The 26,779-nt window shown below is 71.5% G+C and carries 24 protein-coding genes, 1 tRNA gene and 1 pseudogene; 13 read left to right on the forward strand and 13 right to left on the reverse strand.

Translation table 11 applies throughout. The features are described 5' to 3' along the window. The first annotated feature begins 60 nt into the window (after positions 1–60). Both HED23_RS22805 and HED23_RS22810 read left to right on the forward strand, forming a co-directional pair. A complete protein-coding gene (locus tag HED23_RS22805; protein ID WP_203185238.1) occupies positions 61–1,044 on the forward strand; it encodes an aldo/keto reductase in 984 nt (327 codons plus the stop codon). Beyond that, on the forward strand, positions 1,041–3,275 hold the full coding sequence (locus HED23_RS22810) for a helix-hairpin-helix domain-containing protein (RefSeq protein ID WP_203185239.1): 2,235 nt from the start codon (positions 1,041–1,043) through the stop codon (positions 3,273–3,275). Before HED23_RS22805 ends, HED23_RS22810 begins: the two co-directional genes overlap by 4 nt. Before the next feature lie 102 nt (positions 3,276–3,377). Here the strand turns inward: HED23_RS22810 and HED23_RS22815 are convergent, their stop codons facing one another. After that, positions 3,378–4,040, reverse strand: coding sequence for a hypothetical protein (locus tag HED23_RS22815; RefSeq protein WP_203185240.1), 663 nt, complete (start codon positions 4,038–4,040; stop codon positions 3,378–3,380). Positions 4,041–4,087: 47 nt separating this feature from the next. On the opposite strand from HED23_RS22815, the gene HED23_RS22820 reads away from it, so the two are divergent. Continuing rightward, positions 4,088–4,276 (forward strand): DUF5703 family protein, encoded by a 189-nt coding sequence (locus HED23_RS22820; RefSeq protein WP_053930948.1) that lies wholly within the window; start codon positions 4,088–4,090, stop codon positions 4,274–4,276. Positions 4,277–4,333: 57 nt separating this feature from the next. On the opposite strand, the gene HED23_RS22825 is transcribed toward HED23_RS22820, so the two are convergent. From HED23_RS22825 to HED23_RS22835, 3 genes are all read right to left on the reverse strand, one after another. Continuing rightward, the gene (locus HED23_RS22825) at positions 4,334–5,107 is read right to left on the reverse strand and encodes a chaplin (protein ID WP_203185241.1); all 774 of its coding nucleotides are present in this window, start codon (positions 5,105–5,107) and stop codon (positions 4,334–4,336) included. Between the two features lie 138 nt (positions 5,108–5,245). Then, positions 5,246–5,479 carry a chaplin ChpH gene (chpH, locus tag HED23_RS22830; RefSeq protein ID WP_203185242.1) on the reverse strand — a complete coding sequence of 78 codons (234 nt, stop codon included), beginning with the start codon at positions 5,477–5,479 and terminating at the stop codon, positions 5,246–5,248. 146 nt (positions 5,480–5,625) lie between these two features. Further along, complete coding sequence (locus tag HED23_RS22835; protein WP_203185243.1) at positions 5,626–6,960, reverse strand: M20/M25/M40 family metallo-hydrolase; 1,335 nt, start codon at positions 6,958–6,960, stop codon at positions 5,626–5,628. A 186-nt stretch (positions 6,961–7,146) separates the two neighbouring features. Here HED23_RS22835 and HED23_RS22840 point away from each other — a divergent pair. Further along, positions 7,147–7,234, forward strand: a tRNA-Leu gene (locus HED23_RS22840). 45 nt (positions 7,235–7,279) lie between these two features. Here HED23_RS22840 and HED23_RS22845 read toward each other — a convergent pair. The 3 genes from HED23_RS22845 to HED23_RS22855 all read right to left on the reverse strand — a co-directional run bounded on the left by HED23_RS22845 (position 7,280) and on the right by HED23_RS22855 (position 12,199). Next, positions 7,280–9,832, reverse strand: a complete 2,553-nt coding sequence (locus HED23_RS22845) for an alpha-L-arabinofuranosidase C-terminal domain-containing protein (RefSeq protein ID WP_203185244.1) — start codon at positions 9,830–9,832, stop codon at positions 7,280–7,282. 116 nt (positions 9,833–9,948) lie between these two features. After that, positions 9,949–10,986, reverse strand: a complete 1,038-nt coding sequence (locus HED23_RS22850) for a family 43 glycosylhydrolase (RefSeq protein ID WP_203185245.1) — start codon at positions 10,984–10,986, stop codon at positions 9,949–9,951. A 160-nt stretch (positions 10,987–11,146) separates the two neighbouring features. Further along, positions 11,147–12,199 carry a rhamnogalacturonan acetylesterase gene (locus HED23_RS22855; RefSeq protein ID WP_203185246.1) on the reverse strand — a complete coding sequence of 351 codons (1,053 nt, stop codon included), beginning with the start codon at positions 12,197–12,199 and terminating at the stop codon, positions 11,147–11,149. Positions 12,200–12,494: 295 nt separating this feature from the next. On the opposite strand from HED23_RS22855, the pseudogene HED23_RS22860 reads away from it, so the two are divergent. After that, positions 12,495–13,706 (forward strand): annotated as a pseudogene (locus HED23_RS22860) (immunoglobulin-like domain-containing protein); the annotation flags it as partial. A 75-nt stretch (positions 13,707–13,781) separates the two neighbouring features. Further along, a complete protein-coding gene (locus tag HED23_RS22865) occupies positions 13,782–14,720 on the forward strand; it encodes an RluA family pseudouridine synthase (protein ID WP_203185248.1) in 939 nt (312 codons plus the stop codon). Between the two features lie 12 nt (positions 14,721–14,732). Here the strand turns inward: HED23_RS22865 and HED23_RS22870 are convergent, their stop codons facing one another. From HED23_RS22870 to HED23_RS22880, 3 genes are all read right to left on the reverse strand, one after another. Then, positions 14,733–15,362, reverse strand: coding sequence for an MBL fold metallo-hydrolase (locus HED23_RS22870; protein ID WP_203185249.1), 630 nt, complete (start codon positions 15,360–15,362; stop codon positions 14,733–14,735). Beyond that, a complete protein-coding gene (locus HED23_RS22875) occupies positions 15,362–16,447 on the reverse strand; it encodes an S-(hydroxymethyl)mycothiol dehydrogenase (RefSeq protein WP_203185250.1) in 1,086 nt (361 codons plus the stop codon). The genes HED23_RS22870 and HED23_RS22875 overlap by 1 nt, the downstream gene beginning before the upstream one ends. Before the next feature lie 75 nt (positions 16,448–16,522). Beyond that, on the reverse strand, positions 16,523–17,224 hold the full coding sequence (locus HED23_RS22880; RefSeq protein WP_203185251.1) for a FadR/GntR family transcriptional regulator: 702 nt from the start codon (positions 17,222–17,224) through the stop codon (positions 16,523–16,525). Between the two features lie 145 nt (positions 17,225–17,369). Between HED23_RS22880 and HED23_RS22885 the strand changes: the two genes are divergently transcribed. Both HED23_RS22885 and HED23_RS22890 read left to right on the forward strand, forming a co-directional pair. Then, positions 17,370–17,879 carry a gluconokinase gene (locus HED23_RS22885; RefSeq protein ID WP_203185252.1) on the forward strand — a complete coding sequence of 170 codons (510 nt, stop codon included), beginning with the start codon at positions 17,370–17,372 and terminating at the stop codon, positions 17,877–17,879. Between the two features lie 11 nt (positions 17,880–17,890). Beyond that, positions 17,891–19,288 carry a GntP family permease gene (locus tag HED23_RS22890; protein WP_203185253.1) on the forward strand — a complete coding sequence of 466 codons (1,398 nt, stop codon included), beginning with the start codon at positions 17,891–17,893 and terminating at the stop codon, positions 19,286–19,288. Between the two features lie 70 nt (positions 19,289–19,358). Here HED23_RS22890 and HED23_RS22895 read toward each other — a convergent pair whose 3' ends face one another. Both HED23_RS22895 and HED23_RS22900 read right to left on the reverse strand, forming a co-directional pair. Then, positions 19,359–20,930: an APC family permease gene (locus HED23_RS22895; protein WP_203185254.1), complete on the reverse strand. Its 1,572-nt coding sequence runs from the start codon at positions 20,928–20,930 to the stop codon at positions 19,359–19,361. Between the two features lie 35 nt (positions 20,931–20,965). Continuing rightward, entirely contained in the window at positions 20,966–21,928 is a 963-nt protein-coding gene (locus tag HED23_RS22900) for a hypothetical protein (RefSeq protein ID WP_203185255.1), read from the reverse strand. Positions 21,929–22,171: 243 nt separating this feature from the next. Here HED23_RS22900 and HED23_RS22905 point away from each other — a divergent pair, with 243 nt between their 5' ends. Further along, positions 22,172–22,597 (forward strand): ASCH domain-containing protein, encoded by a 426-nt coding sequence (locus tag HED23_RS22905; protein WP_203185256.1) that lies wholly within the window; start codon positions 22,172–22,174, stop codon positions 22,595–22,597. Positions 22,598–22,820: 223 nt separating this feature from the next. Here the strand turns inward: HED23_RS22905 and HED23_RS22910 are convergent, their stop codons facing one another. After that, positions 22,821–24,476: an FAD-binding dehydrogenase gene (locus tag HED23_RS22910; RefSeq protein ID WP_203185257.1), complete on the reverse strand. Its 1,656-nt coding sequence runs from the start codon at positions 24,474–24,476 to the stop codon at positions 22,821–22,823. A gap of 155 nt (positions 24,477–24,631) precedes the next feature. On the opposite strand from HED23_RS22910, the gene HED23_RS22915 reads away from it, so the two are divergent. From HED23_RS22915 to HED23_RS22930, 4 genes are read left to right on the forward strand one after another with little or no spacing between them, the layout of a single operon-like run. Next, complete coding sequence (locus tag HED23_RS22915) at positions 24,632–25,549, forward strand: DMT family transporter (protein WP_203187601.1); 918 nt, start codon at positions 24,632–24,634, stop codon at positions 25,547–25,549. After that, complete coding sequence (locus HED23_RS22920) at positions 25,536–26,066, forward strand: NUDIX domain-containing protein (protein ID WP_203185258.1); 531 nt, start codon at positions 25,536–25,538, stop codon at positions 26,064–26,066. The genes HED23_RS22915 and HED23_RS22920 overlap by 14 nt, the downstream gene beginning before the upstream one ends. After that, positions 26,063–26,458, forward strand: coding sequence for a YidH family protein (locus tag HED23_RS22925; RefSeq protein ID WP_203185259.1), 396 nt, complete (start codon positions 26,063–26,065; stop codon positions 26,456–26,458). The genes HED23_RS22920 and HED23_RS22925 overlap by 4 nt, the downstream gene beginning before the upstream one ends. Then, a complete protein-coding gene (locus HED23_RS22930) occupies positions 26,455–26,766 on the forward strand; it encodes a DUF202 domain-containing protein (RefSeq protein ID WP_203185260.1) in 312 nt (103 codons plus the stop codon). The genes HED23_RS22925 and HED23_RS22930 overlap by 4 nt, the downstream gene beginning before the upstream one ends. Positions 26,767–26,779: the final 13 nt, after the last annotated feature.

The following is a 26,779-nucleotide window of genomic DNA, read 5'->3' on the forward strand; positions in this document are numbered from 1 at the left end:
GGACGGCGGTTGTCCACAGGCTTCCACCCCGTACGTCCTCGGCCAGTAATCTCAGCGCCCATGGAGCAGAGGCATCTCGGCCGTACCGGCCTTCGTGTGTCCCGGATCGGGCTGGGCACGCTCACCTGGGGCCGGGACACGGACGAACACGACGCCGCCGACCAGCTCAAGGCCTTCTGGGACGTGGGCGGCACCCTCGTCGACACCGCCGACGTGTATGCCGGAGGCGAGGCCGAGTTCCTGCTGGGGCGCCTCCTGGACAACCTGGTGCCACGGCGGGATCTGGTCATCGCGACCAAGGCGGGCAGCGTGCCCGATCCCTACCGCCGGTTCGACGGATCGCGCGGACATCTGCTCGCCGCGCTCGACGCGTCCCTGCGCCGTCTCGGGACGGACTACGTCGATCTGTGGCAGGTCCACGCCTTCGATCCCCTGACGCCGCTGGACGAGACCCTGCAAGCGGTCGACCTCGCGGTGTCGTCGGGGCGCGTCCGGTACGCCGGAGTGTCCAACTTCAGTGGCTGGCAGCTGGCCAAAGCGGCCACCTGGCAGCTCGCCGCGCCCGGGCTGCGTACCCGGCTGGCCTCCACACAGATGGAGTACTCGCTGCTGCAGCGTGGCGTCGAGCGGGAGGTGCTGCCGGCGGCCGTGGACCTCGGGGTGGGGCTGCTGCCGTCGTCCCCGCTCGGCCGGGGGGTGCTCACCGGCAAGTACCGCACGGGCACTCCCTCCGGCTCGCGTGGCGCCTCCGAGCAGCTGGCTCCGTTCGTCGAGCCGTACCTCGACGAGGCGGCGGGCAGGATCGTGGACGCGGTGGCCACGGCCGCCGACGGCCTCGCGACGACGCCCCTCCAGGTCGCGCTCGCCTGGGTGCGGGACCGGCCGGGGGTGGTGGCTCCGGTCGTCGGGGCGCGCAACGCGCGCCAGCTGGCCGAAGCGCTGTCAGTGGAGGCGCTTAGTCTTCCTGACGAGATCTGCCAGGCGCTCGACGACGTGTCGGCGCCCGTGCACCGCTATCCCGACCAGGACTGGAGCACGCTGTGACTGCGCACCCCCGGGGAGAAGCCCCGGACCCCGCGGCCGAGGACCACGAGGCCGGGGACACGCCCGGCACCCAGGCCGCCGACACGCCCGGAACGCCCGACGAGGGCGGCGCGGGGAGCGCGGAGGGGGCGGACGACGGCGCAGAGAGCGCTCAGGGCCTGACGCAGGATCCCGGGGCGCCCGCCGCTCCCGCGCTGTCCGAGGCCGAGGCGGAGCTGGCCGCCCAGCGCGAGCTGCGCGAGCGGATCGAACAGCGCAAGGCGGAGAAGGAAGGGCCCATCGCCGCCGGTGCGAAGCTGAGCGGCCCCGCGGCGGATCTGCTCGCGGCGGTCCGCGCGGTGGAGAGCGGCGAGAAGCCGGGCACCGCCTTCTTCGACTCCCCGGCGTCGGCACCCGCGCCCCGCCGGACGGCTCCCGCCGCCCCGGCCGCGCCCACCCGTCCCTCCCGGGCGCCCGAGCAGCCGGCACCACGGGCCGCGTCCCCCGAGGCCGCGGCCTCGGTCGCGGGGGTGCTCGCCGAGGGCGGGGCTCCCGAGACGCTGGCCCGCCCGGCGGCGACGACGCTCGGCGAAGGGGCCGCCCGTGTGCTCCGGGAGGACCCGTGGCAGCTGCTGTCCGTGCCCGGCGTACGGCCCGAGCAGGCGGACGGCTTCGCACGGGCGCTGCTGGGCACGGAGTGCGGGCCCGACGACGAGCGGCGCACCGCGGCCCTGGTGGGCTGGCTGCTGGAGCGGGCGGCCCTGCGCGGCCACACCGCACTCGACGCCGAGGAGGTGCGGAAGGCGCTGTCGGGGTTCGCGGTGGCCGATCCCGGAGAGGCCGTCCAGCACGCCGTGGCCGAGGGCGTCGTGCTGGTGTTCCAGGACGGCGTCGACGCCGCGGAGCCGGAGGGGGCGGCGGAGCCGGAGGACGCCGGGGAGACGGCCGGGGACGGGGCGGAGGGCGACGAGGAGCCGGTGCGTGTCCTGCTCGGCCTCGACCGGTACGCCCTGGCCGAGGAGAGCCTCGCGGACGGCCTGGCCCGGCTGGTCAATTCCTGCGAGAAGGGCGCCGACTGGACGGAGGCCGCCGCCTCGGCCCCGTCCCCGTCGGCGGGCGAGCTGATCCGGGCGGCCGCGACGGCGGGCCTGGTCGCCCACAGCGGCGGCGAGGCCGCCCGGGCCGAGCCCGCCGCCCTCATCGCCGCCGCGCGGGGCCTCGGTCTCCGGGCGATGGGGACCGCTCACAGCGAGGACGGGCGGCGCAGGCTGGAAGCGGCGGTCGGTGACCGGAGGGCCGCCGTCACCCTTTCCGCCCTGCTCTCCGGGGAGGGCGGGCCCGGGCGGGACGCGGACGGCGCTCTCGCGCTGGACGTCCTGGTCGTGCTGGACGCCCCGCAGCTCGATGTCGAGACGGCCGCGATGCTGGTGGAGTCCCTCGCCGACGGGACGCGGCTGGTCCTGAGCGGCGATCCGGGAGTGCTCGGATCGGCCGGTGCGGGCCGGGTGTTCGCCGACGTGATCGCGGCGCGCGCCTGTCCGCACGTGGTCTCGCGCACCCCTGATCCCGGACCGATCGGCGAGCTGGTCTCGGGCATCGGCATCGGGGAGCTCGCCCAGGTCGAGGCGCCGGGCAAGGAAGTGGTGATCGTGCCCGTCCGCGACGCGGGCGAGGCCGTACACCGCACGGTTCAGCTGGTGGCCGACTCGGTGCCGCGCGCCATCGGCGTTCCTTCGTCCGACACCCAGGTGATCACGGTCGGGCACGGCGGTTCGGCGGGCACGACGGCGCTGAACGCCGCGCTGAAGCAGCGGCTGAATCCGGGGCCGGGCCGCTTCGGCGGCTTCGACCCCGGCGACCGCGTGGTCCATGTCCCCGCCCCCGGCAGGACGGTGCCGGGCACGGTCGTCTCGGCCGACGACGAGGGCCTGCACCTGGACTGCGCCGGCGCACCCGTCGTCGTACCGCCGGACCGCGTGGAGAGCTCCGTACGCCACAGCTGGGCGCTCAGCGCCCACCAGGCGGCCGGGATGCGCTGGCCCGCGGCTGTCGTCGTCCTGCCCGGCGACGCCGCGCAGGGCCTCAGCAGGCCCTGGGTGTACACGGCGTTCAGCCGTGGGGAGCAGCACCTGTCCGTGGTGCACGGAGTGGACCAGGCCCTGCCGCGCGCTGTCGCCGAGGTCCCGGCACAGGAGCGGACGACCCGGCTGCGCCCCCTGCTGGAGGCGCTGCCCACTCCGGACGCCTCGTAGGCCCGCCCTGCCGGTCCGGCCGTCCGCAGGACCGGCATCGGCCCGGCCGGAGCATGCCGACGGCCCCGGTGCACTGCGCGCCGGGGCCGTCGGACGGCAGGGTCAGGAGCGTCCCGGGACGGCACCGTCCGGGTCCGCTTCCAGCTCGTCCTCCTCGTCGAAGACCGAGCTGACGTCGAAGCGGCAGACCACGAGGGCGGGATCCGCCTCGTCGAACGGCGCCCCGAGCCACTCCCCCGGCTCCGGGAGCTCGTCCGCGGCGGAGACCCAGAGGGTGGAGTCACCCTCCTCCAGACCGAACTCCTTGTGCCGGGAAGCGATTTCGTCCGCCTCGTACTCGCCGAACACCACACCCAGCGCGGCGTGCACACCCGCGCCGGCGGCCGTCACGTCGTCCCCGTCCTGCCCGTCCGGGTCGAGGTCGGCGAGCCGCCGCGCCTGGGCGAGCAGCCGTGCGGGCTCGGCCACCGCGTAGTCGCGCCTGATCAGTACGCTGACGGCGTGCGGTTCCTCCGGGCCGGCGTAGGGCGGGAGGGAATCCTCCGCCGCGGGGATCTCGAAGGGGGTGACCTCGTCGTAGCGGTCGTAGAGCAGTTCGTCGTAGACCTCGGCCGCGGCGGCCAGTGCGTTGAACGCGTCGTAGACAGCGGGGTCGTCGTCCCCGGTACGGCGTTCGACCGCCTGGAGGTGGCGGTCGAGCGCGGTTTTGACTGCATCGGCGGCGGCGCGTACCTCGGCAGCGGTGGGCTGCGCAGCATCAGACATAGGACAGACGCTATCCGTACCGGGGGTCTGCCCGCACAATAGATGCGATGCCGGAATACGAATTCATCGACGTGTACGTGCCGCGCGGGGTGTCCCGCAAGGAGGCGGCCCGACTGCTGACCGACCATGCCGAGTACGGGCACTGGGAGTTGGACCGGCTGACGCTGCGCCGTGACGGCAGCCGCCGGGTGCGGCTGCGCCGCCGCATCATCCGCCAGCTCCGGCCCACCTGGTAGGACGGAGCGGGTTCCGCGCCTGCGGAACCCGCTCGTCACACCGAAGACGCGATGGCGCTATGCGGCGCTGCGTGAACGCCGGTACAGGACCGTGCCCGCACCTGCGAGCAGCAGGCCCGCGCTCGCCGGGACGAGCAGGCCGAGACCGCCGCCACCGGTGTGTGCGAGCTGCTCACCCGCCACGAGCTGGGTCTCGGGAACCGGGGGCGCCTCCGGCGTGACCGGCTTCTCCGGGGTGTACGGCGTCTGCGGCACGACGGGAGGCGGGACCGTCTCGGTGTCGTTCTCGCAGTCGTTGCCGAAGACCGGGTTCAGCAGCCCGCCGACGGTGACGCTGTTGCCGCAGACGTTCAGGGGGATCTCCACCGGAACCTGCACCTGGTTCCCGGAGAGGATTCCCGGGGAACCGGTCGTCTCCGCCTGGGCCGAGGTGCCGGGAGCCCGGTGCCTGCCGGCCCCCTCCCCGCCGTCCCGCATGCCCTCGTGCCCGGACGCCCGGCTGCTGGAGTCCTGCCCGGACTCCCGGCCGTCGGCACCGTGCCCGGACGAGGAACCGCCGTCCGCGGTGTGCGCGTGGCCGGAGTCCGAAGATCCGTTTCCGCAGTCGTTTCCGCTCGTGGGATTGAGCAGACCGCCGACGTCCACGGAGTTGCCGCACACGTTCACGGGTACATCGACCGGGACCTGGATCGAGTTCCCCGAGAGCACTCCCGGTGAACTCGACGCGGCGCCGGCCGCACCCGCGTCGGCGTGCGCGTAACCGCCGCCGAGTGCGAGCACTCCGCCCGCCGCCGCCATGGTGATCAGGCCTTTGCGTGTGACCTGTCGCATAGGTTGTCTTCCTGCCTTCTGCCTACCGAAATGCCCCACCGCAGCCGTGCGGGGGGCCGAATGCCCAGCGGCCCCGGAGTGCATGGCGCGCACTCCGGGGCCGACCGGACTCACACCCTTACGGGTTGACGCGCATCGTCACGCGTTGATGCAGGTGTTGCCGAAGGCGGGGTTCAGCAGCCCGATCACGTTGATCGTGTTGCCGCACACGTTCACCGGAACGTGGACCGGGACCTGGACGACGTTGCCCGAGAGCACGCCGGGGCTGCCGATGGCGGCAGCCTGGGCACCGGCGTCGGCGGAAGCCATACCCGCACCCGCGAGCACGAGACCACCGGTAGCAGCCGCGATTGCGACGACCTTCTTGATCATGATTCCTCCTGTGTTGACAAGTGCGGTCCCAGCCGCGGACCGCATCAGGTGCAACGAGGAAAAGATGAAGGGGCTACGAGTTGATGATCCCTTTCACCCGTACCAGTGAGATTCGTACAGGCTGGCGAATGGAGGGTCCGACGGGGTCAGGAGTGGTCGATGAACCGGTCGAGCACTCGGGCTCCGAACTTCAGGCCGTCCACCGGCACCCGCTCGTCCACACCGTGGAACATGCCGGCGAAGTCCAGCTCCGGCGGCAGCTTCAGCGGGGCGAAGCCGAAGCAGCGGATGCCGAGGTCGTCGAAGGACTTCGCGTCGGTACCGCCGGAGAGCATGTAGGGCACGGCGCGCGCGATCGGGTCCTCGGCCTTCAGCGCGAGCTGGATCGCGTCCACCAGGGAACCGTCGAAGTCGGTCTCCAGCGCCTTGTCGCCGTGCACGTCCTCGCGCTTCACCCGCGGGCCGAGGATCCGGTCCAGGTCGGCCAGGAACTCCTCCTCGTATCCGGGCAGGAAACGCCCGTCGACGTGCGCGGTCGCCTGTCCGGGGATCACGTTCACCTTGTAGCCGGCGCCGAGCATGGTGGGTGCCGCGGAGTTCCGCAGGGTGGCGCCGACCATCTTGGCGATCCCGCCGAGCTTGTCGAGCGTCGCCTCCATGTCCTCCGGGTCGAGCGGGGTGCCCAGCGCGTCGGACAGCTCGTCGAGGAAGGACCGCACGGTCTTGGTCACCCTGACCGGCCACTTGTGCCGTCCCAGCCGGCCGACGGCCTCGCAGAGCTCGGTGATCGCGTTGTCGCTGTTGGTCATGGAGCCGTGCCCGGCGGTGCCGTCCACGGTGAGCCGCATCCAGTGCATGCCCTTCTGCGCCGTCTCCACCAGGTAGAGGCGCAGGTTCTCGTTGACGGTGAAGGAGAAGCCTCCGACCTCGCCGATCGCCTCGGTGACACCGTCGAAGAGGTCCCGGTGGTTGTCGACGAGGTGACGCGCCCCGTAGGTGCCGCCCGCCTCCTCGTCGGCCAGGAAGGCCAGCACGATGTCGCGCGGGGGCTTGCGTCCGCTGCGCATGCGGTCGCGTACGACCGCGAGGGTCATCGCGTCCATGTCCTTCATGTCGACCGCGCCGCGCCCCCACACGCAGCCGTCCGCGATCTCGCCGGAGAACGGATCGTGGGTCCAGTCCGCGGCGTTCGCAGGGACGACGTCGGTGTGCCCGTGGATCAACAGCGCCGGCTTGGAGGGATCCTCGCCCTCGATCCGGGCCACGGTGGAGGCGCGGCCCTTGTGGGACTCGATGATCTTCGGTTCGAGGCCGACCTCGGCGAGCTTCTCGGCGATGTACTCGGCCGCCGCGCGCTCCCCGGGGCCCGAGTGGTCGCCGTAATTGCTGGTGTCGATCCGGATCAGGTCACGACAGAGGTCCACGACCTCTGTCTCGGCGGTCCCGCCGATGCCGGCCGGGGCCGTGTTGGTCTCGCTCACGCTGCTTCCTTCCACTGGCGCGGTGGTGCTCCCCCTCATCCTCGCGCGCCCGCCCCCGCGCACCCAAGACCGCGGGGGCCCCGTCATGCGCCTTTCACATGGCCGGGGGCGTGATCGAGCACCCCCGAATGTTTGCTATGGTTTTCCACGTCGGAACGGGCCAGGAGCCCGCGAGACAGACACCTTGTCCGGGTGGCGGAATGGCAGACGCGCTAGCTTGAGGTGCTAGTGCCCTTTATCGGGCGTGGGGGTTCAAGTCCCCCCTCGGACACCAGCGGAAAACCCCCAGGTCACCCTGGGGGTTTTCGCTTTTACCGCACTACTCCTTGATGCGCAGGAAGGTCACGGAGTGCGCCGGGAACGTGTGGGTGAACAGACGTCCGTCCACGCGCAGGGTCGATTTCCGCGGCGCCACCTGACGGTCATCGGCGGTGTTCACCGCGTCCGGGGCAGCCTGGATCGTGGTCAGCCGGGCCGTCCGTGAGGACGGCTCCGCCCCGAGGTCGATCCGGGTCCTGGCTTCCGCCGCCTGCGCGTTGACCACCTTGACCACGAGTTCACCGGTGGCGTCGTCCCGGGTCACCACCTGGCGGAAGGGTTCGGCGGGCTTGTCGTCGGTGAAGGTGCCCCACTGTTCGCCGTCGAGGAAGAGGGTGACCTGACGGCCGCGCACCTGGATGTGGATGTCGTACGCGCGTCCCGTCTCGATCATGGTCGCGTCCTCGGCCATGGTCTGCTTGGCGCCGTCGACCGTCTTCTCCACGGCGGAGCGGGTGTTGCCCCAGCCGCCGAGGTTCCACCAGTAGGTGTTACCGGTGTCCTTGACCCCGAAGGCGACGAGGAAGCCTTCCTTCCCGGCCTTCTTGGTGGCCTCGACCTTCATGTCGTAGTTCTGCCAGCCGGTGTCCCCCGCCGTGACCAGCGTGTCCTCCGCGCTCTCGTCGGACTGGACGTACGCCCCGTCCTCGACGGCCCAGGCACCGCGTCCCGCCGCCTTCGTCCACTGCGCGTCTCCGGCGGAGAAGTCGTCGATCAGCAGCCGTGCGCCGTCCGCCCCGGTGACCTCGACATCGTCGTACGCGGCGCTGGTCGCCCAGGTGGAGAGCCCGACGGCACCGGTGATCGGTGCGGTGGTGGCGGGTGTCGAGGAGGCGGTGCTCGGGACGACGCGGTCACCGACGTTGTTCATGAAGAGCTTCTGCACCTCGTAGTTGGCCGACCCCCACGACTTCTCGTTGTCGAACCAGATCATGTCCGGGCGCCACTGCGCGTCGTTCGTGTCGGCGAGGAGCGGGGCGTAGGAGGCGAGCTCCACGACGTCGGCGTTGCGTTCCAGGCCGGTCATGAAGGCCGCTTCGGCCAGGGCGTTGGAGAAGCGGTTGTCGAGCGAGGCGTATTCGCCGAGGAACACCTTCGGGCCCCGGCGGTCGTAGGTGTCGTAGCGCGCGTTGTTCTCCAGGAACCACTGCGGGCTGTTGTAGTAGTGCTCGTCGACCATGGCGACGCCGGCGTCCCGGTTGAGCTGCCAGGCACGGTCGAACGTCGTGCCGCTGTCGTCCGGGCCCGAGTTGCCGACCACGGTGATCTCGGGGTGGCGGGCCTCGATGGCCTTGCGGAACTCGGTGAAGCGGGCGAAGAACTCGTCCGGCAGGTTCTCCTCGTTGCCGACCGCCAGGTGCGTGAGGCCGAACGGCTCGGGGTGCCCCATCGCGGCACGCTCGGCACCCCAGGTGGAGTCGGCGGGGCCGTTGGCGAATTCGATCAGGTCGAGGGTGTCCTGGATGTGCCGCCGGAGCAGGGCGGGGTCGTCGGTCGCCTTGTTCTGGCCGCATCCGGTGACGAGGGCGGGGACGACGGGGAGAGCCATGGCCCCGATGTCCTCGGCGAACTGGAAGTACTCGTAGTACCCCAGGCCGTAGGTCTGGTTGTAGCCCCAGAAGTTGGCGTTGACCGGACGCTGCTCGACCGGGCCGATGGTGTCCTTCCACTGGTAGGAGCGCTTCCGCTCCCAGTCGGGCGCCTCGTAGGCCTCGTGGCTGCCGGTGTTGACGATGCAGCCTCCGGGGAAGCGCAGGAAGCCCGGACGCAGTGCCGCGGTCTTCTCCGCGAGGTCCTTGCGCAGGCCGTTCGCCCGTCCCTTGTAGGTGTCGCGGGGGAAGAGCGAGATCATGTCGAGCCGTACGGTTCCGCTGCCGCCCGCCGTGACGGTGAGCCGGCCGTCCGCCGCGGAGGTGCCGGCGGTGAGGGTGCCGGTGTACTTCGTCCAGCGGTCGCCGCGGGCCGTGACGCGCAGGGGCGCGGTGAGCGCCGCGCCGGCCGCCGTGGTGGCTCCGACGGTGAGGACGGTGCCGGCGGGGCGGTCGGTGCGGGCCCAGACGGAGAAGTCGTAGCGCTCACCCTTGCGCACGGTCAGGCCCTGGTCGTAACCGGAGTTGGTGACCCCGAAGCCCGCTCCGCGGCCTCCAGCCCCGTCGAGGTCGAGGCGCAGATGGCGGCGGTTGCGTTCGCCCAGCCGCTGATCGTCGTCCACGGTCGCGGCGCGCCCCGTACCGCCGGAGACCGAGGTCTCGCTCCAGGCGGTCATGGGTGAGTACGCGGCGTTGTCGGCGCGGTCGTACTCGAAGGAGCGGTTCTGGACGAGCTCGGCGTAGAGACCGCCGTCGGCGGCGTGGTTGATGTCCTCGTAGAAGACCCCGTACATCGAGTCGCCGATGGCGGGGCCCGTGCGATCAGGGTGGACGCCGAGGGAGTAGTCGGTCGCCTCGGCCACGGACGGACCGTCCTCGGCACGGGTGGGCGCCGCCACCAGCGTGCCGAGCAGGAGGGCGATGACCGGGACGGTGAGTCTCGGCCACAGGTGCGGGTGTGGCATGGACGCTCCAGGGATCATTGTTCGATATATCGGACGTTGATCAGAACTTCGAACGCAAGATAGGCAGGACACGGCAGCGGGTCAACGCCTCTGCCCGAACCGGCCGGTACGGGACCTCAGTCGCGCACCGGTACCCCGAAGTCCGGAGTGCCGTCCGCACGCCAGCCGAACCGCTGGACACGGGTGTGCCGGTTGGGGTCGTGCAGCGGGTCGCCGGTGATCTCCTTGTACGGCCGCGCGTGATAGACCAGCACGTCCGTGCGGCCGTCCTCGGCGACGGTGAACGAGTTGTGGCCGGGGCCGTACTGGCCCGTCTCCGCACTGCTCGCGAAGACCGGTTCCGGGGACTTGGCCCAGGACCCGGGGTCCATCAGGTCACTCCGGGCATCCGCGGTGAGCAGGCCCACGCAGTAGTTGGAGTCCGTCGCGCTCGCCGAGTAGGTCATGAAGACACGGCCGTTCCGCTTGATGACCGCAGCCCCCTCGTTGACCTTGAAGCCGACGCATTCCCAGTCGTACTCGGGCGTGCTGAGCCGGATCTGAGGTCCGGTCAGGGTCCAGGGGTCGGCCATCCGGGAGAGGAAGAGTCCCGTGTTGTTGTCCAGCCCGGGCTCGTGCTGTGCCCAGGCGAGGTAGCGGTCGCCGCGATGGGTGAAGGTGTGGGCGTCGAGGGAGAAGGTGTCCCAGGCCGTGGTGAGCTGCCCCTTCTCGTTCCACGCGCCGCGGAGCGGGTCCGGGCCCGGGTTCTCGAGCACCCAGATCCTGATCTTCCAGATGTCGTCCGCCGGCGCCGCGGCGAAGTAGATGTACCACTTGCCGCCGATGCGGTGGAGTTCCGGCGCCCAGATGTGGGCCCCCATGTCCCCGGTGGCGTGCTTGGTCCAGATCACCGACTCCGCGGCGGTGCCCAGACCGCTCAGGGTGCGGGAGGATCGCAGGATGATCCGGTCGTACTCGGGGGCGCTGGCGGTGAAGTAGTAGCGGCCGTCGCCGTGCCGGGTGATGTGCGGGTCGGCGCGCTGCTCCACCAGTGGGTTGCGGTACGGGGCTCGCGGCTCGGCCGCCTGGGCGACGCCTGGTGCGGCGGTGAGGGCCCCGGCTGCCAGGGCTCCCCTCAGCACGGTCCTGCGGCTGGGCACTTCGGCTCGGCTCACGGTTGTCGCCTTTCGTGTGCGGTTTCGTGTGCGGTTTCGTACGCGGTTTCGTGTGCGGTTTCGTACGCGGTTCCCGCTCGGGAGCGCCGGAGCGTGGAGGCCGGGCGTGCGGCTCTCGCGCGCGGGCGCCTCAGAGGCTTCGGCGGGCGCCTGAACGCCTTCAGCGGACCGCGCGCGCCGGGACCAGCTTCTGGGCCCGCAGTTCACCGAGGACCAGCGCTGCGTACTCGGCGGCTCCGCGCGTCGAGGTGTGGGTGTTGTCGCGCTTCTCGTCGTAGAGGTAGAGGGCTTTGGAACCCTCCGGGCCGAGCTCCTCGACCCGGTCCTTGGTCAGGGCGGTGAGGTCGATGAGCGGGGTGTGCCGCTCGGCGGCGAGGGCGCGCATCTCGGCGGGCAGATCGACACCCAGACCGTTGACGAGCAGCGCGGTGCCGTTGTCGAGCGTGCCGTCGGGGTTGAACCAGCGGCGGACGACGGGAGTGACCAGCACGGGCCTGCCTCCCTCGGCACGCACGTCCTCGATCATGGCGGTGAGGTTGGCCCGGTAGGTGTCGCGGTCGGTCTGCTTGTCGTTGTGGGCGAGCTGGATGAGGACGAGGTCACCGTGGCGCACACGGGCCAGGAGGGCGGGAAAGAGCGCCGGGTGGTCCCGGAAGGACTGCGAGCCCTCCCCGGAGTCGGCGCGGTTGGCGACGGCGAGGCGGTCGGTGAGGTACTGCGGGAGCTGCTGCCCCCAGCCCGCGTAGGGCTCGCCGGCCTGGTCGCAGACGGTGGAGTCGCCCGCGAGCAGGATCTGCGGCACCCGTACGCGTTCGACGCGGAGCGAGACGAGCTGCGGCGCCGCACCGCCGAAGGTGAGGTCGAGTCCGGGGCTGCCGACGGCCCCGGTGGGTTCGCCCTCCGGGTCGCGTACGTCCACGGTGAAGCTGCGCCGCACCGTCTCGCCCGCGGCGTTGGGCGTCTCGGCGAGCATCGCCCTGCGGCTCTCCGCCGTGACCGCGGTCGACCCTGCCGCGGCACCGCCCCCGAGGAGGACCCGGACCCTGTACGTACCGGGGGCGACGTCGAAGTGGCAGACGACGGGAGAGACGCCGGCGCAGTGGTCCGGGGCGGCCCCTGACCGACTCTCGGCCCCTGCGGGAACCGCGGTCAGGGTGGTCAGTGCGGCCGCTGCGGTGCAGGCGGCCAGCAACATGGTTCCGGCTCTTCGCATGGCGGGACTCCTGGGTTGAATGGATTCAGCGGGGCCAGACCCTACGCGGATCGACAAGCGCTTTCTACGGGGCGGACGGCTTTGTCCGACGCTCTTGACGGAGACCCTGGACCGCCCTAGCGTCGGTCCGATCCAACGAACGACGTCCGATATGCCGAACGCACGTGTCGGGAGAGTCATGCCTCCACGCCTCACGAGAAGCGCCCTCGTCCCTCTGCTGCCGCTGCTGTCCCTCGTGGCCGGCCTGCTCGCACTGCCCGGCGGACCGGCCCACGCCGGCCCCGCCCCGGCGGGTGACGAGGCCGCCACCGCTCGGGCGGCCGCCTCGCTCACGGTCCACGGCCTCGGCGACGTGCGCGGCAATCTCGCCTTGCCCGCCACCGGCGCCCACGGCACGTCCGTCACGTGGAGGTCCCACACGCCCCAAGTCATCGACGCGACGGGTGTCGTGCACCGCCCGGAGCCCGGCGCAGGGCCGGAGCGCGTGAAGCTCACCGCCGTCGTCACACGCGGGACGGCCGCCGCGCGCCGCACCTTCACCGCCACGGTGCCCGAACTGCCCCGGAAGCAGCCGTTCACCGCCTACGCCATGAGCTACTTCACCGGAGAGGGCACCGCCGACGGCGAGCAGATCCGGATGGCGCTCAGCCGGGGCGACGACGCGCTGCACTGGCAGGAGCTCAACGGCGGCAGGCCGGTGCTCACCTCGGATCTCGGCACCGGAGGGCTCCGCGACCCGTTCGTCATCCGTTCCCCGGAGGGCGACAGGTTCTACCAGATCGCCACCGACCTCCGGATGTACGGAGGAGGTGGCGGCAGCTGGGACCAGGTGCAGCGCACCGGCAGCAGGTCGATCATGGTCTGGGAGTCCACCGACCTGGTGAACTGGACCGATCGCCGGCTGGTGCGGGTAGCGCCGGACACCGCGGGCAACACCTGGGCGCCCGAGGCGTATTACGACGAGGAGCTCGGCTCGTACGTCGTCTTCTGGGCCTCGAAGATCTATGCCGCGGACGACCCGGAGCACACGGGCAGCACCTACAACAGGATGATGTACGCGACCACGCGTGACTTCCGTACCTTCAGTGAGCCCGCCGTGTGGCACGACCCCGGCTATTCGGTGATCGACTCGACGGTGATCCGCCACGACGGCAGCTACTACCGCTTCACCAAGGACGAGCGGAACCCCTCGTCGGACACCCCGTGCTCCAAGTTCATCACCGTGGAGAAGTCACGGGAACTGACCTCCACCGCCTACGGATTCGTCGCCGACTGCATCGGCAAGGGCGCGATCGAGCGCGGGGAGGGCCCGGCGGTCTTCGCGTCCAACACCGAGGCGAAGTGGTATCTGCTCATCGACGAATTCGGCGGACGGGGTTACGTCCTCTTCGAGAGCACCGATCTCGATTCGGGTCGGTGGACCGTGTCCACCGGCCACACCCTCCCGCCGGGCGCCCGGCACGGCACGGTGCTGCCGGTCACGCGGCAGGAGTACGAGCGGCTGCTGGGGGCCCGCGCGATGGGATGATGGAGGGGCTGTGCCCGTCTGTGCCGGGCTCCTCCGGTGACAAGGACCGAAACGATGAGAGGCCGGGCCAAGCCCCCCGCCGCCCCGCTTCCCCAGCGCGCGGGCATCGACCCGGTGCGGGTGCGGTTCCCGCCCGATCCGTCCGGGGCTTGGCCCACCGTCCGGGACCACCTGATGGACAGGTTCGCGAGGGCGATCGGCGCCGGGCGGGTGGACGCCATGCTCGCCGAGGGCAGGTTCGTCGGCGCGGACGGCGGTGCCGTGCGGCCGGACGAGCCCTACACGGCCGGAAGGCACCTCTGGTTCCACCGGGACTTCGCCCCCGAGGAGCCGGTGCCCTTCCCCGTCGGCGTAGTACACCGTGACAACCACCTGGTGATCGCGGACAAGCCGCACTTCCTGGCCACCACCCCGCGCGGCCGGCACGTCACGGAGACCGTGGTGGCCCGGCTCCGCAGGGAGCTGGATCTTCCTGAGCTGCAGCCCGCCCACCGGCTGGACCGGCTGACGGCGGGTCTGGTGCTCTGTGTCGTACGGCCCGGGGAGCGGGGCGCGTACCAGACGCTGTTCCGGGACCGGCTGGTGCGCAAGGAGTACGAGGCGGTGGCTCCGTACGATCCGGAGCTCACACTCCCCCGCACCGTGCGGAGCCGGATCGTCAAGGAGCGCGGGGTCATCGCGGCGCGCGAGGAGGCGGGGCCGCCGAACAGCGAGAGCCGGATCGAACTGCTGGAGCACCGGGGCGCCCTCGGCCGCTACCGGCTGCTGCCCGCCACCGGGCGCACCCATCAGCTGCGGGTCCATATGAACGCCCTGGGGCTGCCGCTGGTGAACGATCCGGTCTACCCGGTGGTGGAGCCCGAACCTGAGCGCGAGGACTACGAACGCCCGCTGCAACTGCTCGCCGGCGTACTGGAGTTCACCGACCCGGTCACGGGCGAGCCGCGCCGCTTCGAGAGCGGGCTGCGGCTCTCCGCGTGGCCGGACCGGTGAACCCGGCGGCGGTCAGTGGCCGCGGTTGATCCATTCCTCCAGGTGCGGGGCCTCCGCGCCGATGGTGGTGGAGTCCCCGTGTCCGGTGCGGACGGCGGTCTCCGGCGGAAGGGCGAGCAGCCGGTCCCTGATCGAGTCGATGATCGTCGGGAAGTGCGAGAAGGACCGTCCGGTGGCACCGGGCCCGCCCTGGAAGAGGGTGTCGCCGGTGAACACGGTGTCCAGCTCCGGGGCGTGGAGGCAGACCGCGCCCGGGGCGTGTCCCGGGGTGTGCAGCACCGTGAGGCGCGTCCCCGCCACCTCCAGCTCCTGACCGTCGGCGAGTTCGCCGTCGGGGGCGCGGTCCGGGTGGGTCTGCTCCCAGAGCGGCAGGTCGTCCGGGTGCAGCAGGATCGGCGCACCGGTCGCGTCGGCGAGGGCCGGAGCCGCGTCGATGTGGTCGTTGTGCGCGTGGGTGCAGATGATCGCGCGCAGCGTACGCCCGCCGAGTGCGGCCTCGATCGCGGCGGCGTCGTGGGCGGCGTCGATGACGACGGCCTCGGTGTCGTCGCCGACGATCCAGACGTTGTTGTCGACGTCCCACTCGCCGCCGTCGAGGGCGAAGGTGCCGGACGTGACCAGGTGGTCGATGCGGGCGGCCATCAGAGGACCACCACCGAGCGCAGGACGTCCCCGTCGTGCATCCGGGCGAAGGCCTGCTCGATCTCACCCAGCTGGATGGTCTCGGTGACGAAGGCGCCCAGGTCGAGGCGGCCCTGCTGGTGCAGGTCGATGAGCATCGGGAAGTCACGCGAGGGCAGGCAGTCGCCGTACCAGGAGGACTTGAGCGAACCGCCGCGCCCGAACACGTCGAGGAGCGGGATTTCGAGCTGCATCTCCGGGGTGGGCACACCGACGAGGACGACGGTGCCCGCGAGGTCCCGGGCGTAGAAGGCCTGCTTGTACGTCTCCGGGCGGCCGACCGCCTCGATCACGACGTCGGCGCCGTTGCCGCCGGTCAGGGCGCGGATCGCCTCGACGGGGTCGCCGGAGCGGGAGTTGACGGTGTGGGTGGCGCCCATCTTCTTCGCCGTCTCCAGCTTGCGGTCGTCGATGTCGACCGCGATGATCTTCGCCGCCCCCGCGAGCCGGGCGCCGGCGATCGCGGCGTCACCGACGCCGCCGCAGCCGATGACGGCGACGGAGTCGCCGCGGCCGACCTGGCCGGTGTTGATCGCGGCGCCGATGCCGGCCATCACGCCGCAACCGAGCAGTCCGGCGACGGCCGGGGAGACCTCGGGGTCGACCTTGGTGCACTGGCCGGCGGCGACGAGGGTCTTCTCCGCGAACGCTCCGATGCCGAGCGCCGGGGAGAGCTCGGTGCCGTCGAGGAGGGTCATCTTCTGCTTGGCGTTGTGGGTGTCGAAGCAGTACCAGGGGCGTCCGCGCAGACAGGCACGGCACTGGCCGCACACGGCACGCCAGTTGAGGACGACGAAGTCGCCCGGCTCGACGTCGGTGACGCCCTCGCCGACGGACTCCACGACACCCGCGGCCTCGTGACCGAGCAGGAAGGGGAAGTCGTCGTTGATCCCGCCCTGCTTGTAGTGCAGGTCGGTGTGGCACACGCCGCACGCCTGGATCTTGACCACGGCCTCACCGGGGCCGGGGTCCGGCACCAGGATCGTCTCCACGCGCACGGGCTCGTTCTTCCCCGGTGCGATGACCCCTTGTACCTGCTGCGCCATGCCGTGGTCTCCCATCCCGACTGCCCCGTCATTCCAAAGATCGAACCCGCCCACCGTACCCGGGCGGGAAGCCGCTCACGGAGCGAGTACGTCCAGTTCGTGCAGCGCGCCGACCGCGATCTCCTTGGTGAGCCGTTCCGCCCCCTCGGCGTCCCCCTCGCGTACGGCTTCGGCGAGCCGGACGTGGAGCGTGACGGCGGCGGGGTCGGGGTCCTCGAACATCACCTGGTGGTGGGTACGGCCGGCGAGGACCTCGGCGACGACGTCGCCGAGCCGCGCGAACATCTCGTTCCCGGAGGCGTTGAGCACGATGCGGTGGAAGGCGATGTCGTGCCGGAGGTAGCCCTCCAGCTGCTGGCCTCGCGAGGTCGCGACCATGCCGAGGGCGCATTCCGTGAGTGCGGCGCACTGCTCGGCGGTGGCGTGCCGGGCGGCGAGGCCCGCGGCGACGGGTTCGACGGCGGACCGCAGCACGGTGAGGGAGCGCAACTGCCGGGGCCGGTCGGCGCCCGCGAGCCGCCAGCGGATGACCTGGGGGTCGTAGACGTTCCACTCCTCGGTGGGCCGCACGGTCACCCCGACCCGGCGCCGGGACTCGACGAGGTGCATGGATTCCAGGACGCGGATCACTTCGCGTACGACGGTGCGTGACACGTCGAAGCGCTGGGCCAGCTCGTCGGTGCGCAGGACCAGGCCGGGCGGGGAGTCCCCCGCCGCGATCTCCAGACCCAGGGTGTCCAGCACATGCGTATGGAGCCCCTGGGCAGGTGTGGTCATGCGCACAAGCCTACGGGGCGGCCCACGGGAACAAAAAGTACGACGTTTATGTCACAGCGTCTTGAATAAGTCGTATGTAATGGGTTTCAGTAGCGCGACGGACCGATGTCGACGGACCGATGTCGATGAAGACAGCGAGGCACCAATGAGCACCCCCCACGTCGTCGTGGTGATGGGCGTAGCAGGGACCGGCAAGACCACGATCGGCCCCCTGCTCGCCGACGCACTCGGCGTCCCCTACGCCGAGGGCGACGACTTCCACCCGCCGGCCAACATCGCCAAGATGTCCGCCGGCACGCCCCTGGACGACGACGACCGCTGGCCGTGGCTGGATGCGATCGGGCAGTGGGCGCACGGCCGGGCGGGGCTCGGCGGCGTCGTCAGCAGCTCGGCGCTCAAGCGCGTCTACCGCGACCGGCTGCGGGACGGGGCTCCCGGTGCCGTCTTCCTGCATCTGACCGGCGACCGCGCCCTCATCGAACGCCGCATGGCGGACCGCAAGGGCCACTTCATGCCGACCGCGTTGCTCGACTCCCAGTTCGCGACCCTGCAGCCGCTGCAGGACGACGAAGCGGGCGTCGCCGTCGACGTGTCCGGCACTCCTGAGGAAATCACCGAACGGGCCGTCGCCGCGCTGCGCCGGCTCGCGAACTAAGGATCACCACCGTGACCAGTCTCAGCGTCGAGATGCTGGCAGCGGATGCCGTCGAACCCATCACTTCGGCCGGCAACGCACAGCTGGGCATCGCCGTCCTGGCGGGCATCGCCGTCATCGTCCTGCTCATCACCAAGCTCAAGATGCACGCGTTCCTCGCGTTGACCATCGGCTCGCTCGCCCTCGGGTCGTTCGCCGGTGCCAATCCGGCGAAGACGATCACCAGCTTCACCGCGGGCCTCGGCTCGACCGTCGCGGGTGTCGGTGTCCTCATCGCCCTCGGCGCCATCCTGGGCAAGCTCCTCGCCGATTCCGGCGGCGCCGACCAGATCGTCGACACGATCCTCGCGAGGACGAGCGGCCGCGCGATGCCGTGGGCGATGGTTCTGATCGCCTCGATCATCGGGCTTCCGCTGTTCTTCGAGGTCGGAATCGTGCTGATGATTCCGGTGGTGCTGCTGGTCGCCAAGCGCGGCAACTACTCCCTGATGCGGATCGGGATCCCCGCGCTCGCCGGACTCTCCGTGATGCACGGACTGATTCCCCCGCACCCCGGCCCGCTGGTGGCGATCGACGCCCTCGGTGCCAACCTGGGTGTCACGCTGGCCCTCGGCGTACTGGTCGCCATCCCGACCGTGATCATCGCCGGCCCGGTCTTCTCCCGATACGCCGCCCGCTGGGTGGACATCGAGGCACCGGAGAAGATGATTCCCCAGCGTCCCTCCGAGGAGCTGGACCGCCGTCCCAGCTTCGGGGCGACCCTGGCGACGATCCTGCTGCCCGTCGTGCTGATGCTGGTCAAGGCGCTCGTCGACATCGTGGTGGACGACCCCGAGAACCAGGTCCAGCGGGTCACCGACGTCATCGGCTCGCCGCTGATCGCGCTTCTCGCCGCCGTGCTCGTCGGCATGTTCACCCTGGGCCGCGCGGCCGGGTTCACCAAGGGACGGCTCTCCTCCACCGTGGAGAAGTCGCTCGCCCCGATCGCGGGCATCCTCCTGATCGTGGGCGCCGGCGGAGGGTTCAAGCAGACCCTCATCGACGTCGGTGTCGGCCAGATGATCCTGGACTTCTCGGAGAACTGGTCGATCCCCGCCCTGCTGCTCGGCTGGCTGATCGCCGTCGCGATCCGGCTGGCGACGGGCTCGGCGACCGTGGCCACCATCTCGGCGGCCGGTCTGGTCGTCCCCCTCGCGGCCGACCTGTCGACCACGCACGTCGCGCTGCTCGTCCTCGCCATCGGTGCGGGCTCGCTCTTCTTCAGCCATGTGAACGACGCCGGATTCTGGCTGGTGAAGGAGTACTTCGGCATGGACGTCCCGCAGACGATCAAGACCTGGTCGGTGATGGAGACGATCATCTCCGTCGTCGCGCTGGGCTTCATCATGCTGCTGTCGCTGGTGTTGTAGCCGGCAAGGACACGGCGGAACGCCGGCGGCCCCGTGGACGGGGGCGCCGGCGTTCCGCCGTGTCCGGGGGTCAGCGTGGAACGGCCTCGCCCTCCGCCGCCTTCTCCAGCTGGAACGCCTCGTTCCCGAGACCGATCCTCGCGTGGACCTCGGGCCGGGTGCGGCGGAGTACCGCCCCGTAGGCCAGACCACCGGCGAGGGCCAGCACGATGACGCCGGGCAGCAGCCAGTTCAGCGCCGAGCCGGGGCCGGAGCCGACCAGGACGTCGAAGTCCCGGACCGTGAAGACGGCGATGGCCAGCAGTGCGAGGCCCGCGAGTCCGGAGGCGACGAGCCGTGGCGCCTGCACCCGCCCGGCGCCGCGCCGCACGAAGAACGCGATGACGGCGAAGGAGGCCGCCGCCATCAGCACGATGACGCCGAGCGCTCCGACATTGCCCATCCAGGTGAACAGGTGCAGGACGGGTGCGGTGGGGTCGCCGACCGGCCTGTCGTCGGTGACGGCGAAGGCGAGCACGATCACGACGCTCACCGCGGACTGCAGCATGGAGCCGGTGGCAGGGGCCCCGCTGGCCTTGTTGGTGCGGCCGAAGCCCGCGGGCAGCAGCCCTTCGCGGCCCATGGCGAACGCGTAGCGGGCGACCACGTTGTGGAAGCTGAGCAGCGCGGCGAACATGCCCGTGACGAAGAGGACGTGCAGGACGTCGGTGAAGGTCGTGCCGAGCCGCTCCTCGGTGAGGCCGAAGAGCATCCCCGGGCCCTGCTCGAGAGAGGTGCCCGCGATCGAGGAGGGCCCCGCGGCGACGGTCAGGGCCCAGGAGCTGACCGCGAGGAACAGCGCGGCGTAGCCCACCGCCAGGAACATCACGCGGGACACGACGATCTGGGGCCGGCTGGTCTCCTCCGCGTACACCGGGGCCTGCTCGAAGCCGACGAACGCGGCGATGCAGAAGCAGAGCGCGGTGCCCAGGCCGGCTCCGGTGAGGGTTTCGGGGTTGAACGCGTGCAGGGACAGACCTTCGGGGCCGGGGTCGCTGACGGCGGCGATGTCGAAGATCACGACGAGGGCGCACTCGACGACGAGCAGCACACCGAGGACCTTGGCGTTGAGGTCGATCTTGAGCCAGCCCAGTACGCCGACGAGCGCCACGGCGAACAGGGCGGGGATCCACCACCGGAGGTCGATGTCGAGGTAGGTGGCGAACAGCCCCGAGACCTCGAAGCCGAGGATGCCGTAGATGCCGACCTGCATGGCGCTGTAGGCGACCAGTGCGACGAGCGAGGCACCCGCACCGGCCGTGGGGCCGAGGCCGCGGGCGATGTAGGCGTAGAAGGCACCGGCGTTGTGGACGTGCCGGCTCATCTCCGCGTAGCCGACACCGAACAGCATCAGGACGATGCCGAGGATGACGTAGAGAAGGGGCTGCCCGACGATGCCCATCACTCCGAAGACCGTGGGCATCACCCCCGCGACCACCATCAGGGGGGCGCTGGCGGCGAGAACGGACAGCAGCAGGCCGGGGGTGCCGAGCCGGCCTGCGCGCAGCGCGCGTTCCTCGCCCTTGTAGGTGTTGATCCCGCCGGTGTCCCCGGCCGTCCTGCCGGTGCCGGTCTCGCTCGTGTCTGTTCTGCCCGTCGACATGGCGGGGTTGGTCCCTTCGTCGATAAGAACGTGCGTCAGGGGGCACCGAGCGCGAGGGTGCGCGCGGCAAGGAATTCGGGGTACGGGTCGCGGCCGGCGTACGACCACGGGGCCTCCGTCGCGTGGGGGCCGATGCGGTGGAAGAGCGCGGCGGCCTCGGCGGGGCGGCCCTCGCAGATCTTGGCGTGGGCGAGGAAGTTGAGGTCGGCGCGGTGGCGGGGGTGGTCCTCGCGTTCCCATTCGAGCCACCAGTCGAAAGCCGCCTTCATCACCTGTCTGGCCCGCCGCCCCGACCAGTGGCCCGAGGCAGCCGGATCGTCGGGCACGGCACCGGCCGTCACCAGGACGCGGTAGCGCTCGGCGTGTGCGACCACGGGGAGCACGGCGAGCGGCGAGTCGGCCGGGGCCTGCTCCGCCGCCCACGCGGCGAAGTCGTACACCGCGTGGAGCGGGTCGCTCTCGGGGTTCACCTCGGCGAGCCCCGCCGTCATGAGGTGGTGGGCGTGGTGGTGCTCGGGGTGGCGGGCGCGGATCTCCTCGAAGTGTGCGGCGGCCTCCTCGTGGGTTCCGTGCGTGCGCTCCAGGATCATCAGACCGAGCCAGGGGGTGGGGTCGGCCGGGTCGAGTGCCGCTGCGGCCAGGCAGGCCTCGCGCGCGCGGCCGGGTTCGGCGGCGTCGGCCTTGGGGTGCCGGGCGCGGGCCACGGTGGCGCAGGCGAGCAGAGTCGCCGCGTCGGAGCTCTCCGGTTCGGCCAGCAGCCAGTCACGGGCCCAGCCGACGGCGGACGGGACGGCGGCGAGAGCGAGGAGCCGATGGCCGCGCCGGTCCCAGTCGGAGCCCGTCGCGACGAGCAGGGAGCGGGCCCTGGGCCAGCGCCCCTGGGCGAACTGGCTTCTCACGTCGATGAGTTCGCTGTCGTCGAGCGCCGGGTCGAAGGCGTGGTCCGAGCGTCCGGCCCTGCGACGGGAACGGCCCAGGGGCGGCGGAGGCGGAGACATCCGCAGGCTTCCTTTTCAACTTCGACATGACAACAGCACATTTCGACGCTGTGTGCGATCAGACGATCGCGCACAGCAAAGCGGTAGGCAATGCTTCCAGTCAAGGGCACTTCTGCCCCAACTCTGCTCACGCACCGCACAGTTGATCTCTCACAGCGTATGGACTGAACCATTCGCGCAGCTCGCGAGGCGCCTGCGGATGTGACGGGCGAGGCAGGGGTGACGCGTGCCACACTGCCTGCCATGGAGACACCTGAGCCGCTCAAGCCCTTCCTCCTCGCGTTCCCCGGGCCGTTGCGCGACCGGCTGGTGGCGGCCGTCCTGTCGGGCGAGAAGGTCAGCACGTCCGGACTGCTCGTGGAGTACGAGGTGGAGCGGGAGGAGCTCCCTCCCGTGGGCGAGCGGTCCGCACTCATCGACTCCGACGGCCGGGAGGTGGCCGTGGTCGAACTCACGGAGGTACGGGTCCTGCCGCTGGGCTCGGTGGGGCTGCGGCACGCGCTCGACGAGGGAGAGGGATACGCGTCGGTCGCGGAGTGGCGGGCGGGGCACGAGGCGTTCTGGCACGGCGAGGAGATGCGTGAGGCCCTGGGGGACCCGTCGTTCACCGTCGACGACGGCACGATGATCGTGGTGGAGCGCTTCCGGGTGGTGGAGCGGCTCGCCTGACGCCGGGCCGGGGAGCGACGGGCCGCAGCTCGGATCCTGTCCGGGCCCGGCACACCTCGGTGCCGGGCCGCGACTGCGCTCCGGGGTCTGACGGGCCGTCCGCGTCAGAACGGAAGGCGGACGCGCCCGGGCAGCCGCCCTCGGGGGACACCCTCAAGCGCCGCGCCCGGGCACCCGCGCCGAAGCCCCCGCCCGTTCCCAGGCGGCGCCCAGGCGACCGCGCTCAGCCGATCGCCTTCGCCGCCGCACGGCCCGCTGTGCGGCCCGAGAAGATGCAGCCACCGAGGAACGTTCCCTCCAGGGAGCGGTATCCGTGGACCCCGCCGCCGCCGAAGCCCGCCGCCTCCCCCGCCGCGTACACCCCGGGCAGCGGGGAACCGTCCCCGGTCAGGACGCGGGAGGAGAGGTCCGTCTCCAGCCCTCCGAGGGACTTGCGGGTCAGGATGTTCAGCCGTACGGCGATGAGCGGGCCCGCGGCCGGGTCGAGGATGCGGTGCGGCTTCGCCGTGCGGATCAGCCTGTCGCCCAGGTAGGAGCGGGCGCCGTTGATCGCCGTGATCTGCAGGTCCTTCGTGAAGGGGTTGGCGATCTCACGGTCGCGGGCCGTGATCTCGCGGCGCAGGGCGTCCTCGTCGATGAGCGGTTCGCCGGTGAGGGCGTTCATCCCCCGTACGAGCGCGCCGAGGTCCTTCTCGACGACGAAGTCCACGCCCTTGTCCATGAACGCCTTCACGGGCCCGGGGACGTCGGCGCGCGCCCGGCCGATCACGTCGCGCACGGACTTCCCGGTCAGATCCGGGTTCTGCTCGGAACCGGAGAGGGCGAACTCCTTACCGATGATCTTCTGGTCGAGGACGAACCAGGTGTAGCCGTAACCGGATCCCATGATGTGTTCGAGGGTGCCCAGCGTGTCGAAGCCCGGGAAGAGCGGGACCGGCAGCCGCTTGCCTCGGGCGTCCAGCCAGAGGCTGGACGGGCCGGGCAGGATCCGGATGCCGTGCTTGTCCCAGATCGGGTTCCAGTTCTCGATGCCCTCGGTGTAGTGCCACATCCGGTCGCGGTTGATGTGGTGCGCGCCGGCCTTCTCGGCGATGCCGAGCATCAGCCCGTCGACGTGCGCGGGGACCCCGGAGAGCATCTTCTCGGGCGGCGTGCCCAGCCGCTCGGGCCACTGGGAGCGCACGAGGTCGTGGTTGCCCCCGATGCCGCCGGAGGTGACGATCACGGCCTGGGCCCTGAGCTCGAAGGCACCCGTGACCTCACGGCTGCTCGCGGTGCCGCGCTCGGCACCGCTCTCCTCGAGGACCTCGCCGGTGACCGTGTCCACCGCTCCCGCCGAGCGGCCGAGGCCGGTGACCCGGTGGCGGAAGCGCGCCTGGACGAGGCCCTTCGCCATGCCTTCGCGGACCCGGCGCTCGAAGGGGGCGACGACGCCGGGGCCGGTGCCCCAGGTGATGTGGAAGCGGGGGACCGAGTTGCCGTGGCCGTTCGCGTCGTAGCCGCCGCGTTCGGCCCAGCCGACGACGGGGAAGAACCGCACACCCCGCTCGTGCAGCCAGGACCGCTTCTCCCCTGCCGCGAAGTCGACGTACGCCTCGGCCCACTGCCGTGGCCAGTGGTCCTCGTCGCGGTCGAAGCCCGCCGTGCCGTACCAGTCCTGGAGGGCCAGTTCGTGGCTGTCCTTGATCCGCAGCCGGCGCTGCTCGGGCGAGTCGACGAGGAAGAGCCCGCCGAAGGACCAGTGCGCCTGCCCGCCGATGGACTGCTCGGGTTCCTGGTCGAGCAGGATCACCGTGCGGCCCGCGTCCAGCAGCTCGGCGGTGGCGACCAGCCCCGCGAGCCCAGCCCCGATCACGATCACATCAGCGTCGTACGCCATGGGTTTCCATCCTTCGGGGCGGTGCGGGCAGCGGCGGGCGCGGGCAGACGAAGTTACTTGTGGGTCAGATCTTGGGTACGGGCCGCGTCCACGTCAACCGTCCGGTCGGCGGCGCCCTCACCGATCCCGCCGGGCCGCCGGGCTATCGTCGGACCGTGTCGGTGCTGGTACTCCTGCTGTCCGTGGGCGCCGCCTGCTGCCTGGGCTTCGGATTCGTCTTCCAGCAGGACGCCGCCCGCCGCGCGCCCCTGAGCGATTTCCTCTCCCCCCGGCTGCTCCTCGACCTGATGCGGGTGCCGAGCTGGCTGGCCGGGCTGGGCCTGATGGTCTGCGGCATGGTTCTCGGTGCCCTGGCACTCGGCCAGGGCGAGGTCTCGGTCGTGGAACCGCTCCTGGCGACCAACCTGCTCTTCGCGATGGCGCTTTCGCGCTACCGCACGGGCCAGCCGCTGGGCCGGCAGGGCTGGGGAGGCCTCTGCCTGCTGGCGGGCGGCGTCACCGCGTTCCTGCTGGCCGGCGAGCCTCGCGGCGGTGAGGCGGTGACGGCGCCCCTGCGGCACTGGCTGGTGATCGGTGTCGTGGCGGGGCTCGCCATGATCCTGACCGCCTCCGCCAGGCATCCACGGACCCGGGGAGCCCCTGTCCTGCTCGGTCTGGCGGCGGGGCTGCTCTACGGACTGCAGGACGCCCTGACCAGGGTCAGCGGGGAGCGGCTTGCCGACGGCGGCTGGGCGGCGCTGCTCTCGGGCTGGCAGCCGTACTCGGTCCTCGTCCTGGGGGTGACCGGCCTGCTCCTGGTCCAGAGCGCGTTCGAGGCGGGCCCGCTGCGGATGTCCCTCCCCGCGCTGACCGCGGCGCAGCCACTGGCGGGCATCGTCTGCGGTATCGGGTTCCTCGGCGACCAGGTGCGCACCGACACGGGCGCCCTGGCCTGGCAGGCCGTGGGGCTGGCCGCGATCGTGGCCGGGATCGTGCTCCTGGGACTGCACCCGGCGATGCCGGAGGGGAAGGAGCGACACGGTTCAACGGCCGCGGACCGGTTGATGTTGGATGGGCCCCATGACTCCGGCTGACGAGATCCTGGACATTGTCGACGAGAACGACGTCGTCGTCGGGCAGGCGCCCCGCGGCGAGGCGATGGCGCGCAAGCTGCGCCACCGCTGCGTCTTCATCGAGGCCAGGGACGCGGCGGGCCGGGTGTTCGTGCACCGCAGGACGGCCACGAAGCTGGTGTTCCCCTCGCACTACGACATGTTCGTCGGCGGGGTCGTCGGCGCGGGTGAGTCGTACGAGGAGGCGGCCCTGCGGGAGGCCGAGGAGGAGCTGGGTGTCTCCGGCCTCCCCCGGCCCGCACCGCTCTTCAAGTACCTCTACGAGAGTCCGCTGCACAGCTGGTGGTCGTACGTGTACGAGGTGCGCTGCGAGCTGCCGGTACGGCCGCAGGCGGAGGAGGTCGACTGGCACACCTTCCTGACCGGCGCCGAGCTGGAGGACCGGCTCGGTGACTGGACGTGGGTGCCGGACGGCCTGGAGACCTACCACCGTCTGCGGGAGTTCCGGGCCGGCGGCCGCGCGGGGACCACCGGATGAGCGAGTTCACGCGCGGACTGCGGCTGTGGTTCGCCCCGGAGCGGGTCCGCGAGGAGGGCGACACCCCGGACTACCGCTTCTCCCTCGCGAACGAGCGCACCTTCCTGGCCTGGATCCGGACGGCCCTCGCGCTCATCGGCGGCGGTTTCGCCGTCGACCAGTTCCTGCCGGGGCTGGCCTGGGGCATCCGGGCCGGCCTGGCACTGGGTCTGCTGGCGGCGGGGGTGCTCTGCGCGTTGCGGGCCGTCAACCACTGGGTGCGGTGCGAGCGGGCGATGCGCCGTGGGGAGGATCTGCCCGTGTCGCGCTTCCCCGTGCTGCTCAGCCTCGTGGTCGCCGTGGTGGCGCTCGCGATGGTGGTGGTGGTCCTCTTCGGCTGGGAGGGCCGGTGACCACGGGGGAACGCGATCCCGGCCTCCAGCCGGAGCGGACACGGCTGGCCTGGCGCCGCACGACCCTCGCCTGCACGGTGGTGGCCGTGCTCGCGGTCCGGCAGGCACTCCGCAGCGGGCCGGCCGGGGCGGGGATGCTCGCGGTGGCCCTCAGCCTGCTGGCCTGGCTGGGCTTCCTCGTGGTGGCGCACCGGCGTGTGACGGGCATGGGGACGTCGCGGCCGGCCCCGCTGTCGCCGCGCCACGCGCTGACGTCCGCCGCGTGCACGGTCGCGCTCGCGGTGTTCGCCGTCGCGACGCTGTTCTGACCGGTCCGGGGCT

The sequence above is a fragment of the Streptomyces pratensis genome (assembly GCF_016804005.1).
Lineage (GTDB): Bacteria > Actinomycetota > Actinomycetes > Streptomycetales > Streptomycetaceae > Streptomyces > Streptomyces pratensis_A.